Annotated in this window: 25 protein-coding genes and 2 pseudogenes; 12 read left to right on the forward strand and 15 right to left on the reverse strand. The window is 39.8% G+C overall.

Annotated elements, in window-relative coordinates; genetic code table 11:
* Window positions 1–117: 117 nt before the first annotated feature.
* Both ACE1CC_RS04830 and ACE1CC_RS04835 read left to right on the forward strand, forming a co-directional pair.
* The gene (locus ACE1CC_RS04830) at window positions 118–1,209 is read left to right on the forward strand and encodes a glycosyl transferase (RefSeq protein WP_413269337.1); all 1,092 of its coding nucleotides are present in this window, start codon (window positions 118–120) and stop codon (window positions 1,207–1,209) included.
* A 7-nt stretch (window positions 1,210–1,216) separates the two neighbouring features.
* Complete coding sequence (locus ACE1CC_RS04835) at window positions 1,217–1,636, forward strand: secondary thiamine-phosphate synthase enzyme YjbQ (RefSeq protein ID WP_413269338.1); 420 nt, start codon at window positions 1,217–1,219, stop codon at window positions 1,634–1,636.
* Window positions 1,637–1,710: 74 nt separating this feature from the next.
* Here the strand turns inward: ACE1CC_RS04835 and ACE1CC_RS04840 are convergent, their stop codons facing one another.
* Window positions 1,711–2,277: a Uma2 family endonuclease gene (locus ACE1CC_RS04840; RefSeq protein ID WP_413269339.1), complete on the reverse strand. Its 567-nt coding sequence runs from the start codon at window positions 2,275–2,277 to the stop codon at window positions 1,711–1,713.
* A gap of 115 nt (window positions 2,278–2,392) precedes the next feature.
* Here ACE1CC_RS04840 and ACE1CC_RS04845 point away from each other — a divergent pair, with 115 nt between their 5' ends.
* A complete protein-coding gene (locus tag ACE1CC_RS04845; RefSeq protein WP_413269340.1) occupies window positions 2,393–2,728 on the forward strand; it encodes a DUF433 domain-containing protein in 336 nt (111 codons plus the stop codon).
* The gene (locus tag ACE1CC_RS04850) at window positions 2,725–3,084 is read left to right on the forward strand and encodes a hypothetical protein (protein ID WP_413269341.1); all 360 of its coding nucleotides are present in this window, start codon (window positions 2,725–2,727) and stop codon (window positions 3,082–3,084) included. Before ACE1CC_RS04845 ends, ACE1CC_RS04850 begins: the two co-directional genes overlap by 4 nt.
* Before the next feature lie 93 nt (window positions 3,085–3,177).
* Here the strand turns inward: ACE1CC_RS04850 and gatC are convergent, their stop codons facing one another.
* From gatC to ACE1CC_RS04875, 5 genes are all read right to left on the reverse strand, one after another.
* Complete coding sequence (gatC, locus tag ACE1CC_RS04855) at window positions 3,178–3,474, reverse strand: Asp-tRNA(Asn)/Glu-tRNA(Gln) amidotransferase subunit GatC (RefSeq protein ID WP_413269365.1); 297 nt, start codon at window positions 3,472–3,474, stop codon at window positions 3,178–3,180.
* Window positions 3,475–3,553: 79 nt separating this feature from the next.
* Window positions 3,554–4,075: a photosystem I assembly protein Ycf3 gene (locus tag ACE1CC_RS04860; protein WP_413269342.1), complete on the reverse strand. Its 522-nt coding sequence runs from the start codon at window positions 4,073–4,075 to the stop codon at window positions 3,554–3,556.
* A gap of 184 nt (window positions 4,076–4,259) precedes the next feature.
* Entirely contained in the window at window positions 4,260–4,994 is a 735-nt protein-coding gene (locus tag ACE1CC_RS04865) for a 2-phosphosulfolactate phosphatase family protein (protein WP_413269343.1), read from the reverse strand.
* Window positions 4,995–5,204: 210 nt separating this feature from the next.
* The gene (locus ACE1CC_RS04870; protein WP_413269344.1) at window positions 5,205–7,910 is read right to left on the reverse strand and encodes a U32 family peptidase; all 2,706 of its coding nucleotides are present in this window, start codon (window positions 7,908–7,910) and stop codon (window positions 5,205–5,207) included.
* 77 nt (window positions 7,911–7,987) lie between these two features.
* On the reverse strand, window positions 7,988–8,191 hold the full coding sequence (locus ACE1CC_RS04875; protein WP_413269345.1) for a hypothetical protein: 204 nt from the start codon (window positions 8,189–8,191) through the stop codon (window positions 7,988–7,990).
* Window positions 8,192–8,508: 317 nt separating this feature from the next.
* On the opposite strand from ACE1CC_RS04875, the gene ACE1CC_RS04880 reads away from it, so the two are divergent.
* The 5 genes from ACE1CC_RS04880 (at window position 8,509) to ACE1CC_RS04900 (ending at window position 10,662) form a co-directional block, all read left to right on the forward strand.
* The gene (locus tag ACE1CC_RS04880) at window positions 8,509–9,423 is read left to right on the forward strand and encodes a hypothetical protein (protein WP_413269346.1); all 915 of its coding nucleotides are present in this window, start codon (window positions 8,509–8,511) and stop codon (window positions 9,421–9,423) included.
* Between the two features lie 56 nt (window positions 9,424–9,479).
* The gene (locus ACE1CC_RS04885) at window positions 9,480–9,725 is read left to right on the forward strand and encodes a hypothetical protein (RefSeq protein WP_413269347.1); all 246 of its coding nucleotides are present in this window, start codon (window positions 9,480–9,482) and stop codon (window positions 9,723–9,725) included.
* Window positions 9,726–9,802: 77 nt separating this feature from the next.
* Window positions 9,803–10,030, forward strand: a complete 228-nt coding sequence (locus ACE1CC_RS04890; protein ID WP_413269348.1) for a hypothetical protein — start codon at window positions 9,803–9,805, stop codon at window positions 10,028–10,030.
* Between the two features lie 33 nt (window positions 10,031–10,063).
* Window positions 10,064–10,294, forward strand: a complete 231-nt coding sequence (locus ACE1CC_RS04895) for a DUF2281 domain-containing protein (protein WP_413269349.1) — start codon at window positions 10,064–10,066, stop codon at window positions 10,292–10,294.
* Window positions 10,288–10,662: a type II toxin-antitoxin system PemK/MazF family toxin gene (locus ACE1CC_RS04900; protein ID WP_413269350.1), complete on the forward strand. Its 375-nt coding sequence runs from the start codon at window positions 10,288–10,290 to the stop codon at window positions 10,660–10,662. The genes ACE1CC_RS04895 and ACE1CC_RS04900 overlap by 7 nt, the downstream gene beginning before the upstream one ends.
* Window positions 10,663–10,664: 2 nt before the next feature.
* On the opposite strand, the gene ACE1CC_RS04905 is transcribed toward ACE1CC_RS04900, so the two are convergent.
* The 7 genes and pseudogenes from ACE1CC_RS04905 to ACE1CC_RS36715 form a co-directional block, all read right to left on the reverse strand.
* Window positions 10,665–11,759: a DUF362 domain-containing protein gene (locus ACE1CC_RS04905; protein ID WP_413269351.1), complete on the reverse strand. Its 1,095-nt coding sequence runs from the start codon at window positions 11,757–11,759 to the stop codon at window positions 10,665–10,667.
* Window positions 11,760–11,882: 123 nt separating this feature from the next.
* Window positions 11,883–12,674 carry a DUF3891 family protein gene (locus ACE1CC_RS04910; RefSeq protein WP_413269352.1) on the reverse strand — a complete coding sequence of 264 codons (792 nt, stop codon included), beginning with the start codon at window positions 12,672–12,674 and terminating at the stop codon, window positions 11,883–11,885.
* 140 nt (window positions 12,675–12,814) lie between these two features.
* Complete coding sequence (pta, locus tag ACE1CC_RS04915) at window positions 12,815–14,905, reverse strand: phosphate acetyltransferase (protein WP_413269353.1); 2,091 nt, start codon at window positions 14,903–14,905, stop codon at window positions 12,815–12,817.
* 498 nt (window positions 14,906–15,403) lie between these two features.
* Window positions 15,404–15,760, reverse strand: a complete 357-nt coding sequence (locus tag ACE1CC_RS04920) for a phage holin family protein (protein WP_413269354.1) — start codon at window positions 15,758–15,760, stop codon at window positions 15,404–15,406.
* A gap of 218 nt (window positions 15,761–15,978) precedes the next feature.
* Complete coding sequence (locus ACE1CC_RS04925; protein ID WP_413269355.1) at window positions 15,979–16,746, reverse strand: ExbD/TolR family protein; 768 nt, start codon at window positions 16,744–16,746, stop codon at window positions 15,979–15,981.
* Between the two features lie 23 nt (window positions 16,747–16,769).
* Window positions 16,770–16,967, reverse strand: a pseudogene (locus ACE1CC_RS36710) (helix-turn-helix domain-containing protein); the annotation flags it as partial.
* A 704-nt stretch (window positions 16,968–17,671) separates the two neighbouring features.
* Window positions 17,672–18,301 (reverse strand): annotated as a pseudogene (locus tag ACE1CC_RS36715) (MotA/TolQ/ExbB proton channel family protein); the annotation flags it as partial.
* 357 nt (window positions 18,302–18,658) lie between these two features.
* On the opposite strand from ACE1CC_RS36715, the gene ACE1CC_RS04935 reads away from it, so the two are divergent.
* The 3 genes from ACE1CC_RS04935 to ACE1CC_RS04945 all read left to right on the forward strand — a co-directional run bounded on the left by ACE1CC_RS04935 (window position 18,659) and on the right by ACE1CC_RS04945 (window position 22,488).
* The gene (locus tag ACE1CC_RS04935; RefSeq protein ID WP_413269357.1) at window positions 18,659–18,979 is read left to right on the forward strand and encodes a YkvA family protein; all 321 of its coding nucleotides are present in this window, start codon (window positions 18,659–18,661) and stop codon (window positions 18,977–18,979) included.
* Window positions 18,980–19,371: 392 nt separating this feature from the next.
* A complete protein-coding gene (locus ACE1CC_RS04940; RefSeq protein ID WP_413269358.1) occupies window positions 19,372–21,858 on the forward strand; it encodes an HAD-IC family P-type ATPase in 2,487 nt (828 codons plus the stop codon).
* 24 nt (window positions 21,859–21,882) lie between these two features.
* Entirely contained in the window at window positions 21,883–22,488 is a 606-nt protein-coding gene (locus ACE1CC_RS04945) for a hypothetical protein (RefSeq protein WP_413269359.1), read from the forward strand.
* Between the two features lie 15 nt (window positions 22,489–22,503).
* Here the strand turns inward: ACE1CC_RS04945 and ACE1CC_RS04950 are convergent, their stop codons facing one another.
* Together ACE1CC_RS04950 and ACE1CC_RS04955 are read right to left on the reverse strand one after the other, a co-directional pair.
* On the reverse strand, window positions 22,504–22,893 hold the full coding sequence (locus ACE1CC_RS04950) for a hypothetical protein (RefSeq protein ID WP_413269360.1): 390 nt from the start codon (window positions 22,891–22,893) through the stop codon (window positions 22,504–22,506).
* Window positions 22,894–22,965: 72 nt separating this feature from the next.
* Window positions 22,966–23,526 (reverse strand): hypothetical protein, encoded by a 561-nt coding sequence (locus ACE1CC_RS04955; RefSeq protein ID WP_413269361.1) that lies wholly within the window; start codon window positions 23,524–23,526, stop codon window positions 22,966–22,968.
* Window positions 23,527–23,697 lie beyond the last annotated feature (171 nt).

Below are 23,697 nucleotides of genomic sequence, written 5' to 3' on the forward strand. Positions count from 1 at the left end.
TTGCGCTTTAGCGCTCTTCTTTAGCGCTAAAGCGCAACAACGTACCTTTTTATGGTATCCTAAGAGAATGGAAATCCGTGCGCTCATATATACTGAATTTTCAAGTAAAAATCTTTGATGACTTCCCGACCAAGTATATACATTTCTATCACTAATCACGGTTTTGGTCATGCAGCAAGAACCGCTTCTGTTGCAGCCGAAATTCAAAGGTTAAACCCAGAAATCTTGCTAATACTAGTAACAACTGCACCCCGTTGGTTGTTAGAGTCATATATTCCGGGAGATTTTATTCATCGTCCTCGCGGATTTGATATTGGTGTGATTCAGTCTGATAGCATCAATATGGATAAAGAAGCGACTTTGCAAAAATTGAAGGAAATTCGGGAACAACAGCGATCGATAATTGCAGGCGAAGTCAGTTTTATTCAGCAAAACCGTGTGAGTTTAATGTTAGCGGACATTCCTCCATTGGCACCAGTAATCGCCAAAACTGCGGGGATTCCTTGTTGGATGATTGGTAACTTTGGTTGGGATTTTATTTATAGTCCTTGGGGTGGAGAATTTGTCGAAATGGCGGATTGGATTCATGATTGTTTTAGTCAGTGCGATCGCCTTTTCCGCCTACCCATGCACGAACCAATGAGTGCTTTTCCAATTATAGAAGATCGCGGTTTAACCGGAGGTGTTCCCCGCTACAACTTAGAAGAATTACGCGACCAATTTGGGATTAATAGCCCGAAAGAAAAAACTATTTTACTCAGTTTTGGCGGCTTAGGATTGCAAAGAATTCCCTATCAAAATCTTCAGCTATTTCCTGATTGGAAATTTATCGCGTTCGATCGCCTTGCCCCCGACTATCCTAATATAATTAAAATAGTTGAACCTAACTATCGCCCCATAGATTTTATGCCAATATGTGGCAGAGTAATTTCTAAACCGGGATTTAGCACTTTTTCGGAAGCAATAAGATTAAATACTCCCATTGTTACCTTAATCAGAGAAGGTTTTGCTGAATCACCATTATTATTAGAAGGCATTCAGAAATACAGCTATCATCAAATTATTAAACCAGGGGAATTTTTCGAGAGTAACTGGGAATTTTTGCGCCAAGATTTACAGCCACCCCGTCAATCAGAAGAGATGATTAAAAAAGATGGCACAGAATCGATCGCCCAAACCATAGTTAACTATTTTCAATCTAAAATCTAAAATTGCCATGTCTCATTATCAAAAACTCTTGCAAATCCAAACCGCAGGCAAATCATTATATAAAATTACTTCTAAAATTGAATCAGTAGTTGCTGAATCTGGCATAGAAACTGGACTTTGTACGCTGTTTTTACGTCATACTTCCGCGAGTTTAATAATTCAGGAAAATGCCGATCCTGATGTATTAACAGATTTGTCTAATTTCTTTGCTAAATTAGTTCCCGAAGATAATCGCTTGTATATTCATACTACCGAAGGGTCAGATGATATGCCAGCGCATATTCGCACAGTTTTAACTAAAACTTCGGAACAAATACCTGTTTATCGAGGTAGGTTGGCGTTAGGAACTTGGCAAGGAATTTATATTTGGGAACATCGCCAAAGAAGTCATCAAAGGGAATTGTTGGTGCATATTTCTGGGGATTAGGTATTATTAAACCGCAGAGGCGCAGAGGACGCAGAGGAAGAAGAGAAGAGAGAGATTTATTATTTTGGTTGGAGTTATTGGCGAAATTGTCCCAGGGCTTGAGTGTGATTGGTTAGGTTGATACAGAGGAGTAGGAGAGGTACATTTAACTTGGGGAGAAGTTGGGACTGGGAAGTTTTTTCGTAAGCGTCATTTCGCCAAACATAAAATGATAATTGTCCGTCTTCCCAAAACCAAACTTCGGGAATTTTTAGGCGTTTGTAAGCTTCTAGTTTGTTAATACCACCACTGCTGACAATGACTTCAATTACTAAATCAGGACGTTCTTTGCCAGGACTAAGTTCGTAACATTCATCTGCTTCCCGTTTGACTTTTTCAGATTCACTTTCTAGAGTAACCGATCCAGTGGGAGTAAAATCTAAACCTAGAAATTCGAGGTAAATTTCTAATAAAGCAGCGATACGTTTTTTGATAGGTTCGTGTTTTTTTCCTGGCATTTTCCGAATTTCTAAGACTCCATCTAAAAAAGATAACCTGATTCCGGGACGATCGATCAACTGTTCAACTGCTTTAAATTCTCGCCCGGTTAACTCGTGAATTAAAATTGGTTCCGCTTCTCGTTCTAGGAGTGTAACTGTCATTGCTGTTTGTATTTAATGGGATATTTAGCTGATTTTAGCAAGTTTTAAATTAGGGCGATCGCCCTGTTAAATATTAGATAAGATAAAATTACATACAGATGGCAAAGGTAAACAGATGCAATTAGAAGATTATTTTGAGTTTTTGGATGCAGATGATATCCGCATAAAAGGGCATCGCATCGGTATTGATAACGTGATTAATTATTACTTGCACGGATATTCGCCAGAAGCAATTTTGTTAGAGTTGCCAACACTGAATTTAGAAAAAATTCACGCTGCTATTACTTACTATTTGCATAATCGCCCAGAGATGGATGCTTATATGTTGCGCTTGGCAAAGTGGCAGGAACAACGTTATCAGGAATACTTAGCTGCTGAACCAACACCCGTAATGAAACGTTTGAAACAATTAAAAACTCAAAGAGAAAAGGAGATGCTCAAACCTTTGTGAAAATACGTTTTTTGCTTGATGAAAATTTGTCACCGAAGCTAAAGATTGCTGTTTTGCGCCTCAATCCAGCGATAAATATTTTGCGGGTTGGAGATCCAGATACGCCCCCATTAGGAACCCTCGATCCAGAACTGTTAAATTATTTAGAATTATCGCAACGTTTATTGGTGACAGATAACCGTAAAAGTATGCCGGGACATTTAGAAGTACATTGGGGAGTAGGAAGACATATTTGGGGGTTGGTTTGGTTGCGTTCGAGTGGCACAATACGTACTTGGGCAGAATCGCTTTTTATAATATGGGAAGCGTCGGAAGCAGAAGAGTGGATCGATCAGGTGGATTGGATTCCATTTTAGCGATCGCAAATATAATTTTTAAACATAAAAAAAGAAGAAATGCTAACTCAAAAAAGCTGACATTTCCCCCGGTTTTATATTTACAATCTACGCTTATTCGTCAGAAGCTAAAATCTTGGGTACTTTGAAAAAATCTCCATCTTGTTCGGGAGCATTTTTCAGAATAGCTTCCCGTTCTTCACAAGGTTTTAATTCATCGACTCTGGTTATATTACTAACATCAATTGCTCTAGTTGTTGGCTGAACTTTGCTAACATCCAACTCACTCAACTGTTGGAAATAATCTAACATAGCGCCCATTTGGGTAGTAAATAATTCTTCTTCTTCTGGGGTTAATTCCAAACGGGCAAGTAAGGCAACTTTGCGGACTTGTTCGCGATCGATACTCATAATTTTGGTGTAATTGTTAGTGGTCATTAAGATCCCCAATTTCTTGAAGAGGTCGGGGATCTAAATTCTGAATCAAAGATTAAAAGTATACATCCATTTGCGATCGCCCTGTCGTCTTCAACCAGTTTTGTGCTTCAATATAGTTATTGGGAGCAATGCGAATTGCTTCTCGCCAGAATTCCGCAGCTTTATCAAGCAAAGCTTCACCTTCTTCAGACTTTCCGGCTTCCTTCAACTTTTCACCTTGGTAATGATAAATTACCGCAATATTGTTCAAAGCTGACGGGTGACGTGGGTTTAAATCAATAGCTTGAAAATAGTATTCCAAAGCTTTTTCATGCTCACCATTACTAGCATGAATTAACCCAATATTGTAAAGAATATAACTCTTATCGTAAGAGTCTTCTTCCAATTTCAGAGCTTCGTAGTAATTTTCCAAAGCTTCGGCGTATTCTCCATCCGCCTGCGCTGACATCCCATCACGGTAGTAAACAAAAGCTTCCTTAGCTTTTTTATTAGCAGGCAGAGCTTTGAGAATCATATCTGCCATGACGGTAAAAGTTTTGTCGATGAAGTTATCGTTCCGTTGTGATCTGGGCATATCTTTAAAGGTAGTTCCAATCGATTGATTTTAGAGGCTCATTAGATAATTTAACGCCGATTAGCCAGAGTGGTGTCAAGGGAGGGTAAAGGGTAAAAGAAAGCTCTACCTTTTCCCCCTAATCTTTAACCTTTTACCTTCGTAAATTTTCCCTTTGAGCTTCGATCGCAAAATCTGCATTTAATCATTTTTTCACTAAAACCCCTGGTTCGCGTTGGATCGGGAGAACATCCAACAAATCCATTTGCACACAGTATTTCAAATCCTCATCGCAGTCTAAGCGCAGTAGACGTTTTCCGTGACTGGCGTGGTGCATCAATTCTAGCAATCGGTCTTGCCACTGATCGAACAAAGTGACTGCGCCAATTACCTCATCATTGCCAGCGAGTTCATCAACTGGTAATTGTAATTCCTTCAGCAGACTTTGCGCGATCGCACCAGCACAAGCAGTATCCTCTAAAGAAAAACTACCTTCCCAACCCGATCCTACAATCCAAACGGTTTCCGGTTTCTCAGACAAAATATAATTTACCACCGCCCGACGATTGATAAAAGCCCCAGCCATAACAGCCCCTGCTTTTTGCACTCTTTCCAGAGAGCGAGTACCATTGGTAGTGCTAATAAACAAACGTCGTCCTTGGACTTGCTCAGGAGTGCAATCCAGAGGAGAATTACCCATATCAAAGCCAGCTACTTTTGCGCCTCCGCGTTCCCCGGCGCGAATTCGCTTTTCAGTGGGCCATGCTTCGCTCACATGAATCAGTTTATCTAAGTCGCTGAAAACTTGCACCGCTTCAGCCCCCGCAGCCAAAGCTGTCACCATTGTAGTTGTAGCTCTTAACACATCAATTGCGATCGCACAGTCAGGAACCTCACTAGAAGGAGTGAGCTCAGGAGTATGGTAAATAAATAATTTCACAAGCCAGCTGCCATCTGAATTATAACCGTTGAAAATGCAATTATATTATGTATGGTTACAAAAAACCAACATTATCCACCCCACCAAAATCTCACAACAACATCTGCATTCATCTGCGTTAAAAAAAAGCCTTATCCACCCAGCCCAAATCTCACAGTAACATCTGTGTTCATCTGTGTTCATCTGTGGACATCTGTGGTTAAAAAACAACTAATTCCCCATAGCACCTCTAGTAACCCCCAACTGATTTTGTAACTTCAAATCTCGCCAAAGTTGAGAACCAGAAATTTCCCCAGATAACAATTGATGGTAACGATAAATAATCTCCTTAACTTGCTGAGGACTTTCACTCATAAACTCAATGCGAAAATTCCTTAACCCCAACTCAAGCAGACGTTGCACATATTCCGCCCCAGTTTGCGCTTTGCCATTAAATACAGTATTGCGGCAACCTGCATCAGCTTGTAAAATGTGTTCAGTTCCTACTCTATCCCGCAATTTCACCTCATATTTTTCACAAGGACGACCACAATTAGTATAATCAGTTCCCTCGGAAAGAAAAGCGCAAAAAACACAATGTTCCATGTGAAACATTGGCATATATTGATGAATTGTCACCTCAAACCAATCCGTCGGACAACTAGCAAGTAAATCTTCTAATTGAGAAATGTTCAAATCGTAAGAAGCAGTTAACCTTGCCAAACTCAAAGAGTTTTTCAAATAATTTGCCGTTAACCCATTAGCGATATTTAAAGAGAAATCACCAATGCAACGTTCCCCCGCAAAAAATTGCAATTGGTCATAATTTCGCACCAAATAACCATCAGCTTCACTGGCGCGAACTTGCTGCAAAATCCAATTTTCTCCCGGTTTAGTTATTCTTGGGGGGGCGACGAAAATTTTGGGGATTTGGGTATTGGGTATTGGGAATGACAGGCAGGATGCCTGTCCTACGGGATGAGGAAATTCTTTGACTAGTTTTACTGCTTTTCGATAGTTTTTAGGGTTTTCTAATTCGCAGTATATTGTAGAAATGCCCAATTCTAAAGCTGCTTGTAATTGTTCTAGGTTGCGGACTAAAACTATTAAGTTGGGATTGGTTAAAGTTGCGGGTTCTTTGGTGGGTAATAAGTCTGAAAGTTTGGCATTGGCGTTTAACTTCCAGCGTTTTGGTTGCTGGCGTAACTCTTCTAATTGAGTGACAAATTCTCGGCGCAAACGGTTTAATTCACTCACGGGTAACATCACCTCACCATTGAGATGATTGGTTAATTTTTCCAAGTAAAAAGGAGTATTCCCTAACCTTCCCAATTGTTCTTGTAAGCGTTCCGTTGTTAAAGGTTTAGTATGTGCTTCTACTAAATTGATGGCAGATTCTACTTGGACAACGTTGCCTAATTCATCTGTGGCGATGACAATTAAAGGTTGATTGAGTTCGCCATGAATTTCTAAGTTTAAAGGGCGCTGAAATTGTGGGTTTTCGCCGCTAAAGGTTTGGCGAATTTGTTTATCTAATTCGGGATCGGAGGTTTTCCAAACTTTGTCGCCAACTTGAACGCGCCGAAAGTTAATATCGCGTTTGCCAAAGGTTAAAATTGTTTCTTTTCCCTTAGTTTCTACCGCATAAATTCTCCCGCCTTCTTCCTGCTTTTCGGGATGTCCGTTATCAAAAACTACACCATCACCCGGTTTAATTGGTGCTTGCAATTTTATTGCTATTTTATCTTGAGAAATTCGGGTAACTTCGCCTAAGTAAACTCCCCGCTTTTTGCCGAAACGGGCGTGGACTAATTCTTGATTGTTAATTCCGCCAAACCAACCTGTATAAAGTCCGCGAGAAAATGCCATTTCTAGGTTGTAGCGATCGCTCAAATCCCCTACATTATTTATATTAGTTTTCTGGTCTTGCTGCATAACATTTTGATCCCCCCTAACCCCCCTTAATAAGGGGGGAACAGGATTTACACTTTCGCTTTTTAGTGGGGGGACAGGATTGGATATTTCGCCATTCAAAGTCCCCCTTGTTAAGGGGGATTTAGGGGGATCTAATTCGGTGATGATTCGATCTAAAGCTTGGCGATAAACGCGAGTGACGTTAGCGACATATTCTGGTGCTTTCAATCTACCTTCGATTTTTAAACTGCTTACTCCCGCTTTTACTAATTCGGGAAGTACATCTAATCCGGCTAAATCTTGGGGACTTAACAGGTATTTGCGATCGCCTAAATCAACCAAATTACCATCTGCAATTAATTCGTAAGGCATTCGACAAGCTTGGGCGCATTCTCCCCGATTTGCCGATCGTCCTCCTAATGCTTCGCTAGTCAAACATTGCCCGGAATAAGCTACACATAAAGCGCCATGTACGAAAACTTCTAAGGGCAGAGATATTCGTTTTTCTATCAGTTGTTTTTGGATTTTTTCTATTTCTTGAATCGAACATTCACGGGCGAGAACTACTAACTGACAACCCAAGCATTTAGCAAATTCTATACCAGTAGCGCTGGTAATAGTCATTTGGGTAGAAGCATGGATGGGAAAGTCTGGGGAAAGGTGGCGAATTAAACGGCAAAGTCCGATATCTTGCACGATGACTGCATCGACTCCAGCAGCAATAATTGTGCGAAGATATTGTTCAGCTTGGGTTAATTCTTGGGGAAAAATTAGGGTGTTGAGGGTGACATATCCTTTGACTCCTCGCAGGTGCAAATATTGCATTAATTTGGGCAATTCCGCTGTAGTGATGTTTTGCGCCCGCATCCTGGCATTAAATTGTTCTAAGCCAAAATAAATTGCATCTGCGCCATTTTCAACAGCTGCTTTGGCGCATTCCCAATTACCCGCAGGTGACAGTAGTTCGGGGATTTTAATGTTGGGTGTGGTGGGTTTTGTGTGGGGGTGGCGATCGGCTTTCATTGCGGAATATCTTAGGTAATGGATGATGGCACTAACTGCTATTGTGTTGATTATTTGTTACAGTAGCAACCTGGACGTTAGGTGGCAACTGTACTATCATGACAGCTATCAACAGTTTTTTCGGGAATCAAAGCGGGAGCTAAATCCTGAGAGGTTTCACGAAAATCGCTATAACCTTGACAATTTAATAGTTTCAGGGTTTCAATAGTTTTACTTTCAATTAACTTAATCCCGGCAACGGGATTGAAACAAAGCTTGCCCATTAATGTTGATCTGTGCAATGATAGTTATACCTTTTTATTTGTTTTCTGTTACCAGTCATCAGTAGCGATCGCAGCAAATTTTGCCGCCACTGATGACTGTAATTTTCTTTCAATTAACTTAATCCCGTTGCCGGGATTGAAACAATTGTTTACCAATTTGGGTGATTCGTGTCTTACTCTCTTTCAATTAACTTAATCCCCGCAAGGGGACTGAAACATTATGAAGCTTTAATTTCCAAAAATTTTATTGAAAGCCTTTAAATTCACTTAATCCCGGCAACGCGATTGAAACAAGATGTATAATATTTTGCCAAAGCCGCACAAAATCCCCCTAAATGACTCGATTCCTTTACGATCAATTTGCTAAAGACTTTTTAAAAGAGTTATTAACCCCGCTTGGCGAAGTAGAAACCAGCCGCAACGTAGCGGGAGAAGTGCGAGAAATCGATGTTTGGTTCACGCCTCACCCAGCAGAAAGAAGGGGAAACGCCGAAGTATTAGGACTTTTAGGAAGATTTGCCAGCCAAGCCGCAATTTTTGAACCTTTCCGCAATGCTGTGACAGCCAGCCAAATTCGGGGATGTCTGAGTAAACTATTTGATATCCACGCCAATTTGCAACGTCAAGCGAACCGGGAAAACGATCGCATTGATGAAACTAATTTACCTTGGTTATGGATACTTTCTCCTACAGCCTCAACTTCTCTGTTAAACAGTTTCAAAGCCGAAACCGATCTGGATAACTGGCCTAGTGGTGTATATTTTTTAGGAGAAGGCTTGAAAAGTGCGATCGTGGTAATTCATCAATTAGCCAGTACTGAAGAAACCCTTTGGTTGAGAATGTTGGGTAAAGGAACAACACAAAAACAAGCTATTAGCGAAATAGCCAGACTGCCAGTAAATCACCCTTTACGTTCCAATGTGTTTTTATTACTGACAAATTTGCAAGCCACTTTACAAGTAAGTCAAAATATAGAGGAGAGCGATCGGGAGTTAGCAATGGAACTATCACCACTAGTTTTACAATGGGAAGAAGAAGCTTTACGAAGAGGAAAGGAAAGCGGAATTCAGGAAGGAATAATCATCGAACGTCGCGCCAATATAGAAAATTTGCTGCGATTTCGATTTGGTTTAATCGATGAGCAACTTTCAGGAATTATTGAGCCTTTGTTGGAGTTATCACCGGAAGAATTTACTATTTTATTACTGCAATTATCCCGTGAGGAATTGCTTGCTAGGTTTGGCAGGTAGAAGTTAGCTAATTATCTCGGTATTAATGGCTAAATCAATTTGGGAAGTAGATTTTTATGAATACAAAATTAGTGGAATCTTTGGTTGAAATTATTCAATCGTTGACTGCGGAAGAAAAGGATTTATTAAACCGGAAAATGAATCTAAATAAGAAGATTCAAGAACGTCCTTTTTATGAAGTAGCCAGCCCAGAAGAAAGGGCTAAGGCTTTTCAAGAGTGGGCTGAGAGTCATCGGTTGGATACTCCAATTTTATCTGATGAGGCTATTAGTAGAGAGAGCATTTATGGAGACAGATGGTAAATGTCTTATTTACTAGATACTAATATTTTGCTTAGGAGTTCAGAACCATCTCATCCGAGAGCGATCGGGAGTTAGCAATGGAACTATCACCACTAGTTTTACAATGGGAAGAAGAAGCTTTACGAAGGGGAAGAATCATCGAACGTCGCGCCAATATAGAAAATTTGCTGCGATTTCGCTTTGGTTTAATCGATGAACAACTTTCAGGAATTATTGAGCCTTTGTTAGAGTTATCACCGGAAGAATTTACTATTTTATTACTGCAATTATCCCGTGAGGAATTGCTTGCTAGGTTTGGCAGATGAAATTATGGAATTATCACTACTGGTTTTAGGTTTATGAGTATTAAAGAACAAGCGATCGCGAAAATTAATCAAATGCCTGAATCTTTAGTTCAAGAAGTCAGCAATTTTATAGACTTCCTGTTGCTAAAGCGCAGCGAAGATCAATGGCAATTATGGCTTGAGTACATCGAATCCAAAAAAATTTCTGAATCAGATTTTTCTGATTACCTTGCTAATTTGGAAGATTATGAAAATCGCTTGGCTCGTGGAGAAATTCAGTGGTAACAATTACAAGAGGAGATGTAGTTCTTTGCGACTTAAATCCCGTTGTAGGAACAGAGCAAGCGGGAATTAGACCTGCTTTAGTGCTACAAATCGATCGCGCCAATGCTGTCAGCCCTCATACAATTATTGCACCTTTTACCTCTCAGATTCGACGTGCTATCTTACCATCTCATGTATTTGTTCCAGCTGGAACTGGGAGTTTAACTCAAGACTCTGTTCTGCTTTGCGAACAAATTCGAGTTATTGATAAATCCAGAATCATCAGAGTTATTGGACATTTGGATGATAATTATATGGAGGAAGTAGCGAAAGCTTTATCTACTATCCTTGGCTTGCCGATTTCAAATAATGGTGAGAGTCAAGAATAGTTCTAAGCAACAATCAACTTCCGAATTTCATCAGCCATTTTCTGACTGGAATTATCAGCTGTAATAATTTCAATTTGCTCGGAATTTCCCGCACCTAAACCTAATTCTACTGCTCTTTTAATTTGTTCTAATTGCCAAACGGAACCGCGAGAAACTGCTTCGGTTGTGCCTAGACTTCGCAAAATCCCCACTGCAACTACATCAACAGCTACACGATCGGTCCCTGCCAAAATCACCCCCGCTTTAACTAATTTTCCAGTATCAGGCCCGCCATTGACAAGAGCTTCTACACCATCGAGTAAAACTAATTTTGGTTGGTAAGCTTTGTTAATTTCAGCTATCATTAATCTTTGGTGCGGTGAGTTATGCAATTCACTCATGTAATTGTAAGAATTGCCGGGAATGTATTTAGCAACCATCCCTACAGTGTTTTTTAATGATAAGGTGAAATGACCGCCGAAACGATGGGTTTTTAAACAACAAGTATTAATAATTGCCCCAGAATTTAAAATCGGACGGGCAAAAGCAAATCCCTGTTTCCAATGCGTACCTGCTGCGGGAAATTTCTGCCAATCTGCGGCAGATAATTCATCAAAAACTATGGCTTTTAATCCATAGCGTTGTGCTAATTGAAACACGCCTTTTTTCTGCATTGCTGGGCGAGTTTCTGCCATCCCGGATCGATCGCCTATCGTAATCTGTTTCCCCCCTGCACTTTGTAACTCTTTCACCAAAGCTTCTAACATTTTGGTATCAGTAGCAGCCGGAGCAGGATCGGCTGTATTATAATTAGGTTTAACGAAAATTGTTTGTCCAGAAATTCCTTGAGGTTGAAGTAAATCTAAAGCTTTTAATGTACCAGCAACTCGATCGTCACTGCGAACTAACACAACTTTACTGACATTTTGTTGAGTGGATTGGGCGATCGGACTATACTCAGTTGTGGGAGTAGCAAGTTGTTTCGGGGCGCTATTTTCGGCATTTGGGGAAGTAGTTGCACGACAAGCGACAGGTAACATTGACGCGCCTGCTGCTAACCCTGCAAAACGTAAAATTTGCCGTCTTTTGTACTTATAAAAGCGTTTGGAATGTGTCATTGGTTTTTTAGTGCGATCGAACAAATCTGCCCTAAATCAGATTATAACTACCCATCCCAAAGACAACAATTATATCTGTGTAAATCTCGTGTTTATCTGTGGATATCTGTGGTTAAAATCTTCTTAATTTTTCGGGAATAAACTAGTATTAATTGTTACTCCCGGAGCCTGACTTAAAGCTTCTCGCATTACCCTTTCATCAGTAAATTTTTGCTGAAGCAATCTCCCCTCAAAAACCAAGTTTACCTGATTTTTGCGAAACGGCCAAGGAGACACAGATATTTCTAAAGGATGATTTTCTTTATTCTTTAAAGTTAACGTAATTTCCTCATGAGTAGTAGGTACATTTTCAACTATTTTTTCACCAGTGAACCCATGACAAATAATTAAAGAAAGTGCATCCCAAACTGCCACTAATTTTTGATTACGTTTAATTACTTCTGGTGTAGCGTATGGTGCATGATAAGAGTCGTTTTGTAATTTAGTAATCAACTCTTGTTGAAAAGCATACTCATCATTGAGAAAATTCTGCACTAATTCTTTGGTTTCCGGGTAATTTTCCCAACCGCGAAAGCGTTCATATAAACGAGTACCGTGTAGTGACACAAGTAACGCCACATATCTACCCAAAGGTAGAGCAAAATTTCTCGCTTTTGACCAATTTTTTACATGGTTTTTTGTTGCCAATTCCGAGAAAGAATGAGGATAACCTGTTTGGGGATTTAATGTTGGTGTTTGTTCCCAAATCAGCCAACCAATATCATGTTGTTCCGCAGCTAAACAAACTTCTTGATGAGGAGAAACTTCACCAAATTGTTCGTTTCCCCACATCCTTGCTAATTGTCCTGAAATCCAAGCATGATGCGGTTGGGTAATACAAATAACTTCCTCTGGCGATGATGAACGCAGTAGCATAAATTAATAAATTTTGGGCATATTAATATCCTACCGATTTTAGGGTATTTTGGTTCGTTGTTGCGCTAAAGCGCTACTCCTACCGACGAGGTTCGTTGTTGCGCTAAAGCGCTACTCCTACGCTCAGTAGGAACAACGAACTAAACAGTTGTTTGTGCTTGAATAGCGGTAATCGCTACTGTGTTGACGATATCGGTGACAGTACAACCGCGACTTAAGTCATTGACGGGTTTTTTCAAACCTTGTAAAACCGGACCGATCGCTACTGCATTTGCCGATCGCTGTACAGCTTTATAAGTGTTATTTCCGGTGTTTAAATCGGGGAAAATAAATACAGTTGCGTGTCCGGCAACTTCACTACCTGGCAGTTTAGTTTTGGCTACCGAACTATCAATTGCTGCATCATATTGAATCGGTCCTTCTATTTTTAAATCTGGGCGTTTTTCCCGGGCAATACAAGTAGCTTCTTTCACTTTATCTACATCTACTCCCTGACCAGAATCACCTGTAGAATAAGATAGCATGGCTACTAATGGTTCAATGCCAAAAGTCTGGGCGGTAGTTGCCGAACTAATAGCAATATCTGCTAATTGTTCGGGAGAAGGATTGGGATTTACGGCGCAATCTCCATAGACTAAAACTTGGTCGGCTAAACACATTAAAAATACACTGGAAACGATCGAACAACCCGGAACAGTCCGAATAAATTCTAATGCGGGACGAATGGTATGAGCGGTAGTATGAACAGCACCAGATACCATGCCATCGGCGGCTCCTTTGTACACCATCATGGTGCCAAAATAACTAAAATCGTGCATGGCATCTCTGGCGAATTCTTCAGTAATTCCCTTGTGTTTTCGCAACTCCCAATAAGTATGGACGTACTCATCTTGCCATTCAGAATGCAAAGGATCGAGAATATTTACTGAGTTCAAATTTAACCCCATAAACGAAATTTTTTCTCTAATTTCCTGTTCATGTCCTAATAGTGTAATATCTACAACTCGACGACGTAGGAGAATTTCTGCTGCTCTTAAAATTCGTTCATCTGCACCTTCGGGAAACACAATATGTTGCTTCTTCGCCTTCGCCCGCTCAATTAATTCATATTCAAACATCAGCGGTGTTGTGCGACTAGAACGAGTCACAGAAATGCGTTTTTCTAGTTTAATTAAATCTACATAAGATTCAAACAATCCCAAGGCGGAAGCAATTTTTCTTTGGTTATCTGGAGTAATTTCCGCATGAACTAAACTAACTCGCCTAGCAGTTTCGTAAGTATCAGTTTCGACGCTAAAAATTGGGGTATTAAACTTGCGGAAACCTTGCAATAATTTTCTCACTTGGGGAGCCATATCAAAACCCCCAGTTAAAATCATTCCGGCAATTTTGGGATAATTTGCTGAGAAGGTAGCAGCCAAACAAGCTAATATTACATCAGCGCGATCGCCAGCTGTAATTATTAACCCACCTTCCCGCACATGATCGAGAAAGTTGGGTAATTGCATCGCCGCTACTTTATAGCTTAAAACTTCCCGATTTAGTTGATTTTCCGTCCCATGTACCAGTTTTCCATTAATTGCTTGAGCAACTTCTCTAATTGTTGGTTTACCTAGAGTTTCTTTTTCTGGTAAAACGAATACAGGGTCTTCATAAGTCCACACATTTTCTAACTGTTGAGTAACCGCTTCTAACTGCTCAGGATGCACTAAATTAACCATTGTAGCGGCAATTGTACATCCCTCTTCTATAAAAGCTTCCCGTTCCGTGCGAACTGCATTCACTACTTCCTCTGGAGTTTTACCTTGCCCATTTGCCACAATTAAAACTGGGGCAGCTAAATGATTAGCAATGCGGGTATCAAAATTATCAACAAATGCCGGATCTATTTCCGTAGAATCAATCCCTTCACAAAGGATAAAATCGCAATGTTTTTCTAAAGCTTTGTATTTTTCAATTACCTGTTTGATCAGTTCGTCATAATGCCCATCAGCGACTAAATCTTGTGCTTGTTGATGTGTTAGCCCATACTGAGATTCGTAGTCAATTTGCAGATGGTAACGCTGACGGATTAAGTTAATATCGTTATCTGGCTTTTGCCCTGCATGAATAACTGGACGAAAAAAACCGAGTTTGCGGATACGCTTTGATAACAGTTCCATCAGTCCCAGGAGGACAAGTGATTTACCACTACCTGCTTCAATTGCTGCGATATATAAATTTTGGCTCATCTGGATTTATTTAATAACTATCTTCTGAATTTTCCTTAGTTGTTAGTCCCTATTCCTTAATAACAAATTAAGGTTTTTTCAGGAACCAGAAGGCATTGTATTAATTACCAGCCTAGTAAAATGTTGTCAAGCCAACAATTAGGGTAATCTTAGCACTTATTTAATCATGTTATGAAGAAGTTAAAACATAAATAAAAAGTTAAATTTTTTATTATTTAATGCTGGTTGTCATTGACTATCTCGATGTATTTATATCATGTCCGGTTGATTACCCATAATGTAGAGACGTTATATATAACGTCTTTTTCAGGGCTTCGCCGTCAGACTTCGGCGTGAGCCTCAGTCTCACGCTCAGCTGAACGGTTTTGGATTAAGGATATTATGGCCGATCGATCGGACATGATATTACCAGAATCACCCTCTTTCGTCACTTGGGACAGACAAAAGAGGGTGATTCTGGTCACTCGAATCGCGCAATTCCGTTTCGGTTTCCTGAAATTAAAGAATGCTGTAAATTAAATTGCTGACTAAGGAGAGTGCTAAAGCTCCAATAACTGCGCTCCAAATACCTGCGCGTAAGCGAAAACCTTGGACTAACGAGGCGGCGATCGCAAAAGTAACAGCCGCAATAATAAATGTGGTAATTCCCGAAAACAAATTAAATGTCACCAAATTAGGAATAAAGAAAAATAGCCCTAAAATTGGTCTAACAATTGCAGCTACTACACCAATAACTGCTGCCGAAATGTAAGCTTTAGCTGGACTGTCAATTTCTACACCAACTGGTAATCTAGTAATAAATAGCAAACTAGAAGCGCTAACTATCCAAGCAATTAACAGATCAATAAAATCCATATTTAATTTCCCTCTCATCTGATCTGTGGCTGATTAAAATTAACCACAATAATCACGTTAAATTGCTAAGTTCTAAATTTCCTCTACAAATTGGTGTAAACATTAATCCATCTGAAGGTACAAATTAAGAAAGGGACTGGGGACTGGGGACTGGGGAAACTTCTTAGCTTCGTTTGAGAAAGTTTTGAGTTAGGGAGTTTTCTTGCTCTCCTGCTTCTTTAACGCGATCGCGATCTCTCTGGAGTCACCCCAGGAGTAGCAGTTCCAGGGGGAGTAGTTCCAGGTACTTGTGCGCCGGGGGTGGGAAGCGTTCCGGGAGTTACAACACCAGGAGTGGGAAGTGTTCCAGGTACTTGTGCGCCAGGGGTGGGAATGGGGAGAGCTCCGGGTACTTGTGTGCCAGGTGTGGGAATGGGGAGAGCTCCGGGTACTTGTGTGCCGGGGGCGGGAATGGGGAGAGCTCCGGGAACTCCGGCATCAGGGGTGGGAGTGGGAAGAGTTCCGGGAGTTATCACACCAGGAATGGCTGTACCAGGGGTGGGTGGGGGAGATGCACCGGGAATTTGCTCTGTGGTTTCCGGTTCGGGTAAAGTGGCTAAGGCTACGCGATCGCCTCCCACAGCCTGCATTTTGTCCAAAACTTGCACTACATCATTATAAAAAGCTGTTTTGGAAGCGTATAAAACCATTATTCCGTCGGGATTTCTTTGATTAAATTCCTGCAATTTTTGTTCTAATTGTTCTGGAGTTACTAACTGATTTTCTACATATATTTGATTGTAGGGATTAATGCTGACTAATAATCTAGAAGCTATTTGTGGTGTAGTCGCGTTACTGGCTTGAGGCAAATCAACAGTAATTGCTTGTTGTCTCGTTAACCCCATAACTGCCAACAAAAAGAAAGTGAGTATACAAAATATTACATCAATTAGTGGCAGAATTTCTATTCTAGCTTCATCAGATGAATTATCCAGATTTATTTTCATTGCTCCAAAAATCACCTAACTAAAAAGTCTTCATGCTTTTTGAGTTGAGTTAAGTCTTTCGCCATGTCGCAATAGCTTAATCCAATCCCTGTTTGTTGATCTTGAGTGACAGTCTTATTCAGGTAATAGTTCCCAACAAAGCGGCAACAGCCAAAGTTTTGCGCTCAGGCTATTTGCTGATCTTTCTTCGGATACAATCTTACTTTTAAATCTGTCAACATCTCTCTATCAACCTGGTAATTATTAACAGTATATCCTGGAAAAATGCAATCGTCAAACTATATTGATTCGCTACGATCAAGTAGGGGCGGGTTTATCCAAAACTCGGTTTTTGCTAATGTTGTTCAATTAGAGAAACCCGCCCGTACCAATTCATCTCCCGTCACAACGCAGTTTGACGGGAGATGAATTGTTCCATTGAGATAAATCGGCACTCAAAATTTTAGCGAATTTAATCTTTTTTAATGTCTTCTACTATCGGGTCTGAAGTGGAAGAAAAGTTGCTTTTATTAGCATCTGCACTCTCGTCTTCTACATTGACATCTTCTGAACTAGTTGATTCTTCTTTTACATTGGCTACATTGGTGGCATCTGTATGATTATCGGTAATTGTTGCTGTTTCCGGTGCTTCTGTGAAATTACTTTTTTTAACCTCAGAATTATTCTTGTTTATCCGATTTCGCAACCGTTGAAATATACCAGTTTTACCGGGAGCAGTTGGATGATTTTCCTCTATTGAAGTTTCTGTTTGTGGCTCAGACGAATCTATTTCTGGAGTTTGTACAATGGTTTCTGACTGGATTTGAGTTGTTGATTCTGGTTGAGCAAAATCTCTGTTTCTTGGAGGAGAAACGCTTTCTTCTTCTGGTTTAATTACTGGTTCTTGTGGTGGTTTACTTCTCTTTTTGTTCTTCCGACCTGAACCTGAACTAGCTTGTGACCAATACTGACGATAAAGTAACTCTAATTCGCTACCAGAGCGATGAAAAATTTTCATCTGATTAAATAGTAAAACTTGAAACAAACGGTAGAAAGCTAAAGTAACGATCGCCACTACCAACCCAGAAGCCGTAGTAATTAAAGCTTCCCCAATACCCAAAGTTACCCCAGCAGTAGAAGGAGTTCCTAAATCACTAATCCGAATCGATCGCAACGAAACAATTAAACCCCAAACCGTACCAAACAAACCCAGCAAGGGCGCTAAACCAATAATCCCTTCTAAAATTTTGTCGCCACCGCGCATCGAGTTTAACTCTTCATGGGCTGTACTTTCCAGCGCTAGCTTAAACAACTCTGGATCGGGTTGACCCAAACGCAACGGCGCATAGAGAAATCTACCTATTGGCTTATTGGTCGCACGTCTGGCAATTTCCGTCGCCGCCTCCCAATCCTGCACCGCCGCATCTAAAACTCGGTTAACGATCTCCCTTTCTTTGCTGAGAATTCTTGCCCAGAACCACAGACGCTCCAGGATCACGGTCAATGACAGGATCGACAGACCTAGCAAAGGCCACATTGCAGGCCCACCTAATTGGAAAATTTCTATGATGTTCACAGTCTTGGGTTTCCTCCGTACTTACCTCTTTGCATAAAGTTCTGTCGCCCCGGTCGCTGATAACGAGTCTTAGCTCAGATCTTGCACAACTAGGAGGTTCCACCTCCTTTGATCCTGGTTCCCTGGTTCAATCAGGGAACGAAAAATAGAGGCTCTGCCTAGCTGAGTGCAAGATCTGAGTTAGGCAACTTAAATTGTAAAGAAATAAGGAGCAGCAATGACGGTTATTACCTGAAATAATTTGAGAAAATCTGATGAAATCTTTTCAAAAGGGCAACAAAACCTGATGCCGGATATCCACACCAGTCTCTTAATGTGGCTTTTGCCACAATGAAAGTAGCTGGATGGTAAATAAAAATGAACAATTTAATTCAATCATTTTACAACTGGTATCGCGGCACAATTCGTAATCCTAAATATCGCTGGTGGTTAGTGTTAGGAACTTTAGCTTATTTGTTTAGCCCAATAGATATTGCTCCTGACTTTATACCGATCGTGGGATGGATTGATGATGCCGCAATTACTGCCCTGTTAGTTTCAGAAGTATCTCAGATCTTCATCGATTATGTCAAATTGCGCCAAGGTCAACAACCTAGCGATGTTGCTGATAACGCTGCTGAAGGTAACAAAAGTGTTGATGATACAGTAGTGGAAGTAAAAGCAGTTTCTGTTGAATAAGTTAAAAATCCATCTGCTGTAACTAACCCTTTCCTAGCAGGTGAAAGGGTTTATTGTTTTGTCTGTTTGTTAATTTATATCAGAAATTAATTCTTTTTTTAATCTGTTAATTTGCCTAACTAACCCAGCCGAGAAATTTGTAGTAATCGCCACAATTATCGCTGTAATTAGTACCACTTGGCAGAAGGCGACCCAGAAAGAAGGTTTGTTATTACCTGTTTCACTTGTTTTTAACTGTATCGTTATTTCTACCTTGCTGCAATAGTTTATTCGTAGTTTGAGATATCATAGATTAGTTTACCGCTTTGCCGCCATAGTAGCTGGAACGCGATTGGGCGTAAGCCGATCGCTTGTGGTAGTAAAATTTTGCTCAGTATTATTTATTACATAGTATGACCCAAGCAAATATTTCCCAAACTTATGGTTTAACCGGACTCACTGAGAGTGAAGCGATCGCTCGCCGCGCAGCCGGACAAGGTAATAATGTTAAACTACAGACCAGCCGTTCTTATAAACAAATTCTTCGAGAAAACCTTTTCACTTTTATTAATTGGATTTTCTTTGCGATTAGTGCAGTATTTTTCTTATTAGGTAGAATTGGCGATAGCATCCTGGTAGTAGTGGTAATTTTGGGGGGAATATTAATTAATATTTGCCAGGAAATTTGGGCAAAAAGAAAGTTAGATGAAATTGCTTTACTCAACCGACCAAAAGTTACTGTAATTCGCGAATGTCAAGAAAAGAACATCGATCCCGCAGAGATTGTTTTGGGAGATATCCTACTAGTTAGAGCGGGAGATCAAATTGTTGTCGATGGCGTGGTAGTTGGCGAAGGTATCATGGAGGTTGATGAATCTTTGCTAACTGGTGAATCAGATATGATTCGGAAATTTGCCGGAGAATCAGTTTTTTCTGGGACTTTCTGTGTGAGTGGGAGTGCTTGCTATGAAGTGCAAAAGGTAGGAACAGAAACATTAGCTTATCAATTAACAACTGGTGCCAGAGCTTTTCGCCAGGTTTTAACACCTCTCCAGAGAGAAATTAATGTCGTAATTCGAGTTTTTATGTTAATTGCTTGCTTTCTCTGGATTTTAGTTAGTATTAGTTTTCTGAGTCGTTCCTATTCTTTATCTGATTTGTTGCAAAGGGCTGCGGTAATTGCAGGTTTAGTACCAGCAGGGTTGTTGTTAGCAATTACTTTGGCTTATGGGTTAGGTGCGGTGAAAATGATCGGACAAAATGTATTGATTCAGCAAGCGAATGCGGTGGAATCTTTGAGTAATGTAGATGTGCTTTGTTTGGATAAAACAGGGACTTTAACAACTAATGAAATTAATTTAGAAAGGATTTATCCTTTAGATATTGATGAAGGGGAATTACGATCGCTTTTAGGAGATTTTGCCGCTGCTACTAAAGTGGGAAATAAAACTAGTGATGCCCTGGGTTTAGCTTGTCCGGGAAAAGAGCGATCGCTAATTGCTGAAGTACCTTTTTCTTCTAGTCGGAAATGGAGTGCGATCGCATTTGCTGACACATTAAAACCAAGTATTTATGTTTTAGGCGCACCGGAAGTTCTGGCAAAAAATCTAGATTTAAATCGGGAAATAAATAAATATATTGCCGCCGAAACTAACAAAGGTTTACGAGTTGTTTTGTTTGCTTATAGTGCCGATATTGTCGTTGGAAAAAGTTGGCAGTTGCCAACAAATAATCAACCATCAGAGGTAGAATTACCAGCAAATTTAATTTTGTTAGCAGTAATTAGTTTTAGCGATCGATTGCGCCCCGAAGCTTACGAAACTATTCAGGGTTTTGCTAAAGCAGGAATTGAAATTAAAATTATTTCTGGCGATCATCCCCAAACTGTAGCAGCATTAGCAAAACAAGCGGGTTTAGGCAATGATTTAGCAGTAATTTCGGGACAAGAATTAGAGCAAATGAGCCCAATTGAATTTACCCAAACTGCCAAAAATAGCACAATTTTTGGTCGGATTACTCCCGAACAAAAAGCTAAATTAGTCGATAGTTTGCGAAAATCAGGACACTATGTAGCGATGATTGGGGATGGGGTAAATGATGTGCTTTCCTTAAAAAGGGCAAATTTAGCGATCGCAATGGAAAGCGGTAGTAAAGCCACTAGGGGCATAGCTGATATTGTATTACTCAAAGATTCTTTTGGCGTTTTACCTTATACCTTTTTGGAAGGACAACGGATTCGCAATGGCATTTTTGATGTTTTAAAATTGTTTTTAGTACGGGTATTTTGTGTCACTTTACTAATTTTTGCCACAGCGATTGTTACTGATAGCTTCCCCTTGGAAAATAAACAAAGTGCTTTAGTTTCCTTAATTGGTGTGGGATTACCTACAATTTGCATTCCCATTTGGGCAAAACCAGGGATTTTTCCCAGACGGAGCATGGTACAGTCAATGCTGCATTTTACTATTCCGGCTACTATAACAATTACTTTAACTGCTCTGTTAGTTTATTTATATTACTTAGTATTGGCTGTTTTAGATTTACCGCCTGGTGCGGATATCTCCCAAGTTGATTATTCGATTCCCCGCAGTGCTTTAGCAACAATTTTAATTTTATGTCAATTGTTCCTCATTCTCTTTTTGAAACCACCTACTAACGCTTGGGTAGGCGGGGAAAGATTAAGTGGTGATTGGCGATATACAATCACTGCTTTAGGTTTACTAATAGTATATATTGTCATTATATCTGTGCCGCCCTTACGGAAATTTTTTGAACTTTGGCATTTTGGAATTCTTGATTATTTGTTTATGGGTTTTGTAGCATTAGAATGGTGTTTGGTAGTCCGGTTTATGTGGCGAACTAGATTTTTGGATAAGTTTTTGGGTGTAAATTTATATTAAGAAGTTCTAGGTTATTAATTAAGAATGAACGATGAAGATTTAAGACCAAAACAGCTAGATCGAGTTAAGTTGTTAGATTGGGTGATGATTATTGGTGGTGCGATCGCGCTCGTGACTACAGGTATCATTGGATTAGGCATGAAAGCTTATAGTAACGCCCTAGATCCCAAACGAGCCGAAGCAGTAGCAAAAAGCATTATTGATTATCGCATTCCGGGTGGTTCTCAAGGGCAATACGGCATCAAATTTGCCGGAATTAAACTTGCCAAAGTTCACAGCAAAACCTCGCCGCCTGATGTGGAAATATTTGTGATGCAAACACCTTTAAACCGCGATACTCAAAACCAAGAAGATATAGAAAGACTCACAACTCCGCTGCAACCAAAACCAACAGAATTTGAAGTTGTTTCTGCCTATAGCCAAAACATGAAATTTTGCAATAAACCGATCGATGTCACCATTGAACAAGGCAATTACACCTTAGAAGATCAATCTTCCAATATACCAGCAGTACAATTTACTGCTAGTACCATTGTCAATGATGAAAGACTAATTGTAGAAGTACAAGCACAAGGTAAAAATGCCAAACAAAAAGCTTTAACTGTTTGGCGCTCTATCAAGTGTAAGTAATTACATCAACAAACTTTAAAGAAGTGTTTGAGGAGAATAGCCTAAATCTTCAATAAATTGATGACAAAACTCTTCAATTTCTGCCGGATTTGGGCTACCGTGAGCAACTACAGCTACCTGATAATTAGCAATTACATAGAGGGGAGATTTGCCAATTTCTAAAGCCCACATTGCCATTTTTACTTGAATTTCCGGTTGATAATAAATCCCATATTCATCTAAAACAGCCCGAAAATCCCCTTCTTCTTCTGAGTTTAAATGCCCCAATAATTTGATTTTAACTACCCAGCCATCTAGGTCATGAATCACGGTAATAAAATTAATTCCTAACCAGGGTCGAGAATTCAAGTATTCTATAACTCGCAGGGTTAAACTAGCATTGGCGAAATAGTAAACGTATTCCATAAAAGAACCTAATTTGCTAAAGTTTAATGAATCAGAAATTTTTCTAGTGAGTAGTTGCGTAAAAAAAAGGCATTATTGACTATTAGAAAGATTTGCTGCTAGGGCGGCTAACTTTCTCTGTGCTGCAAAAAACAAACGCTTATCCCAAAGTTGAATATATCTTTCCTCAAGTCTTCCTTTGTACCGTTCGCTAAAACAGTCAGAAGCTATCACTTCATTTAAAATATATTTTAATACTTTAAAATGCTTGTTTATATCCTCTTCGTTAGCCTTATCGGTGATAATTAATTCTTCGATTAAATTCCAATAATCTAGATAACCGTTCAGGATGCCCAAATCAATATCGCGAACAATTTCCCAATAAGGAACGGCATCAGGTTCAGACAAAAATTTTACTTCATCAAAACTGGCATCCGGGGAAGAATGATGCAGACTTCGGCTATTAAAATCATCTATACACAAAGGGACAAATTCTTCATTCTTACGTAACAGGGTACTCAAAAAATTATAAGTCCATAATAAGTTAACGTACTTGTCTTTTTGCTCCACTAACAGATGAGGATGATCCTTAACGGACTTAATATGTTTTCGCATTAACAGCTTGACAGTGCAATAAGCGTCTTTCCCTGACATATTGGCTCTCCGGGGTGGTTAGTCTGAATCGGTAAAGGAAAAAGTAAGAAAATGTTTTACCTGGCCGTACTTTTAAAGTAATATTTGTGACTATATTTAGTCTTCACCAAACCAGGTGAATTATGATCACCCAACTAGGTGAAGGGGCAAAAAATTGACATTGAACAAGAG

It is taken from the genome of Floridaenema aerugineum BLCC-F46 (genome assembly GCF_041929345.1).
Taxonomy (GTDB): Bacteria; Cyanobacteriota; Cyanobacteriia; order Cyanobacteriales; family Aerosakkonemataceae; genus Floridanema; species Floridanema aerugineum.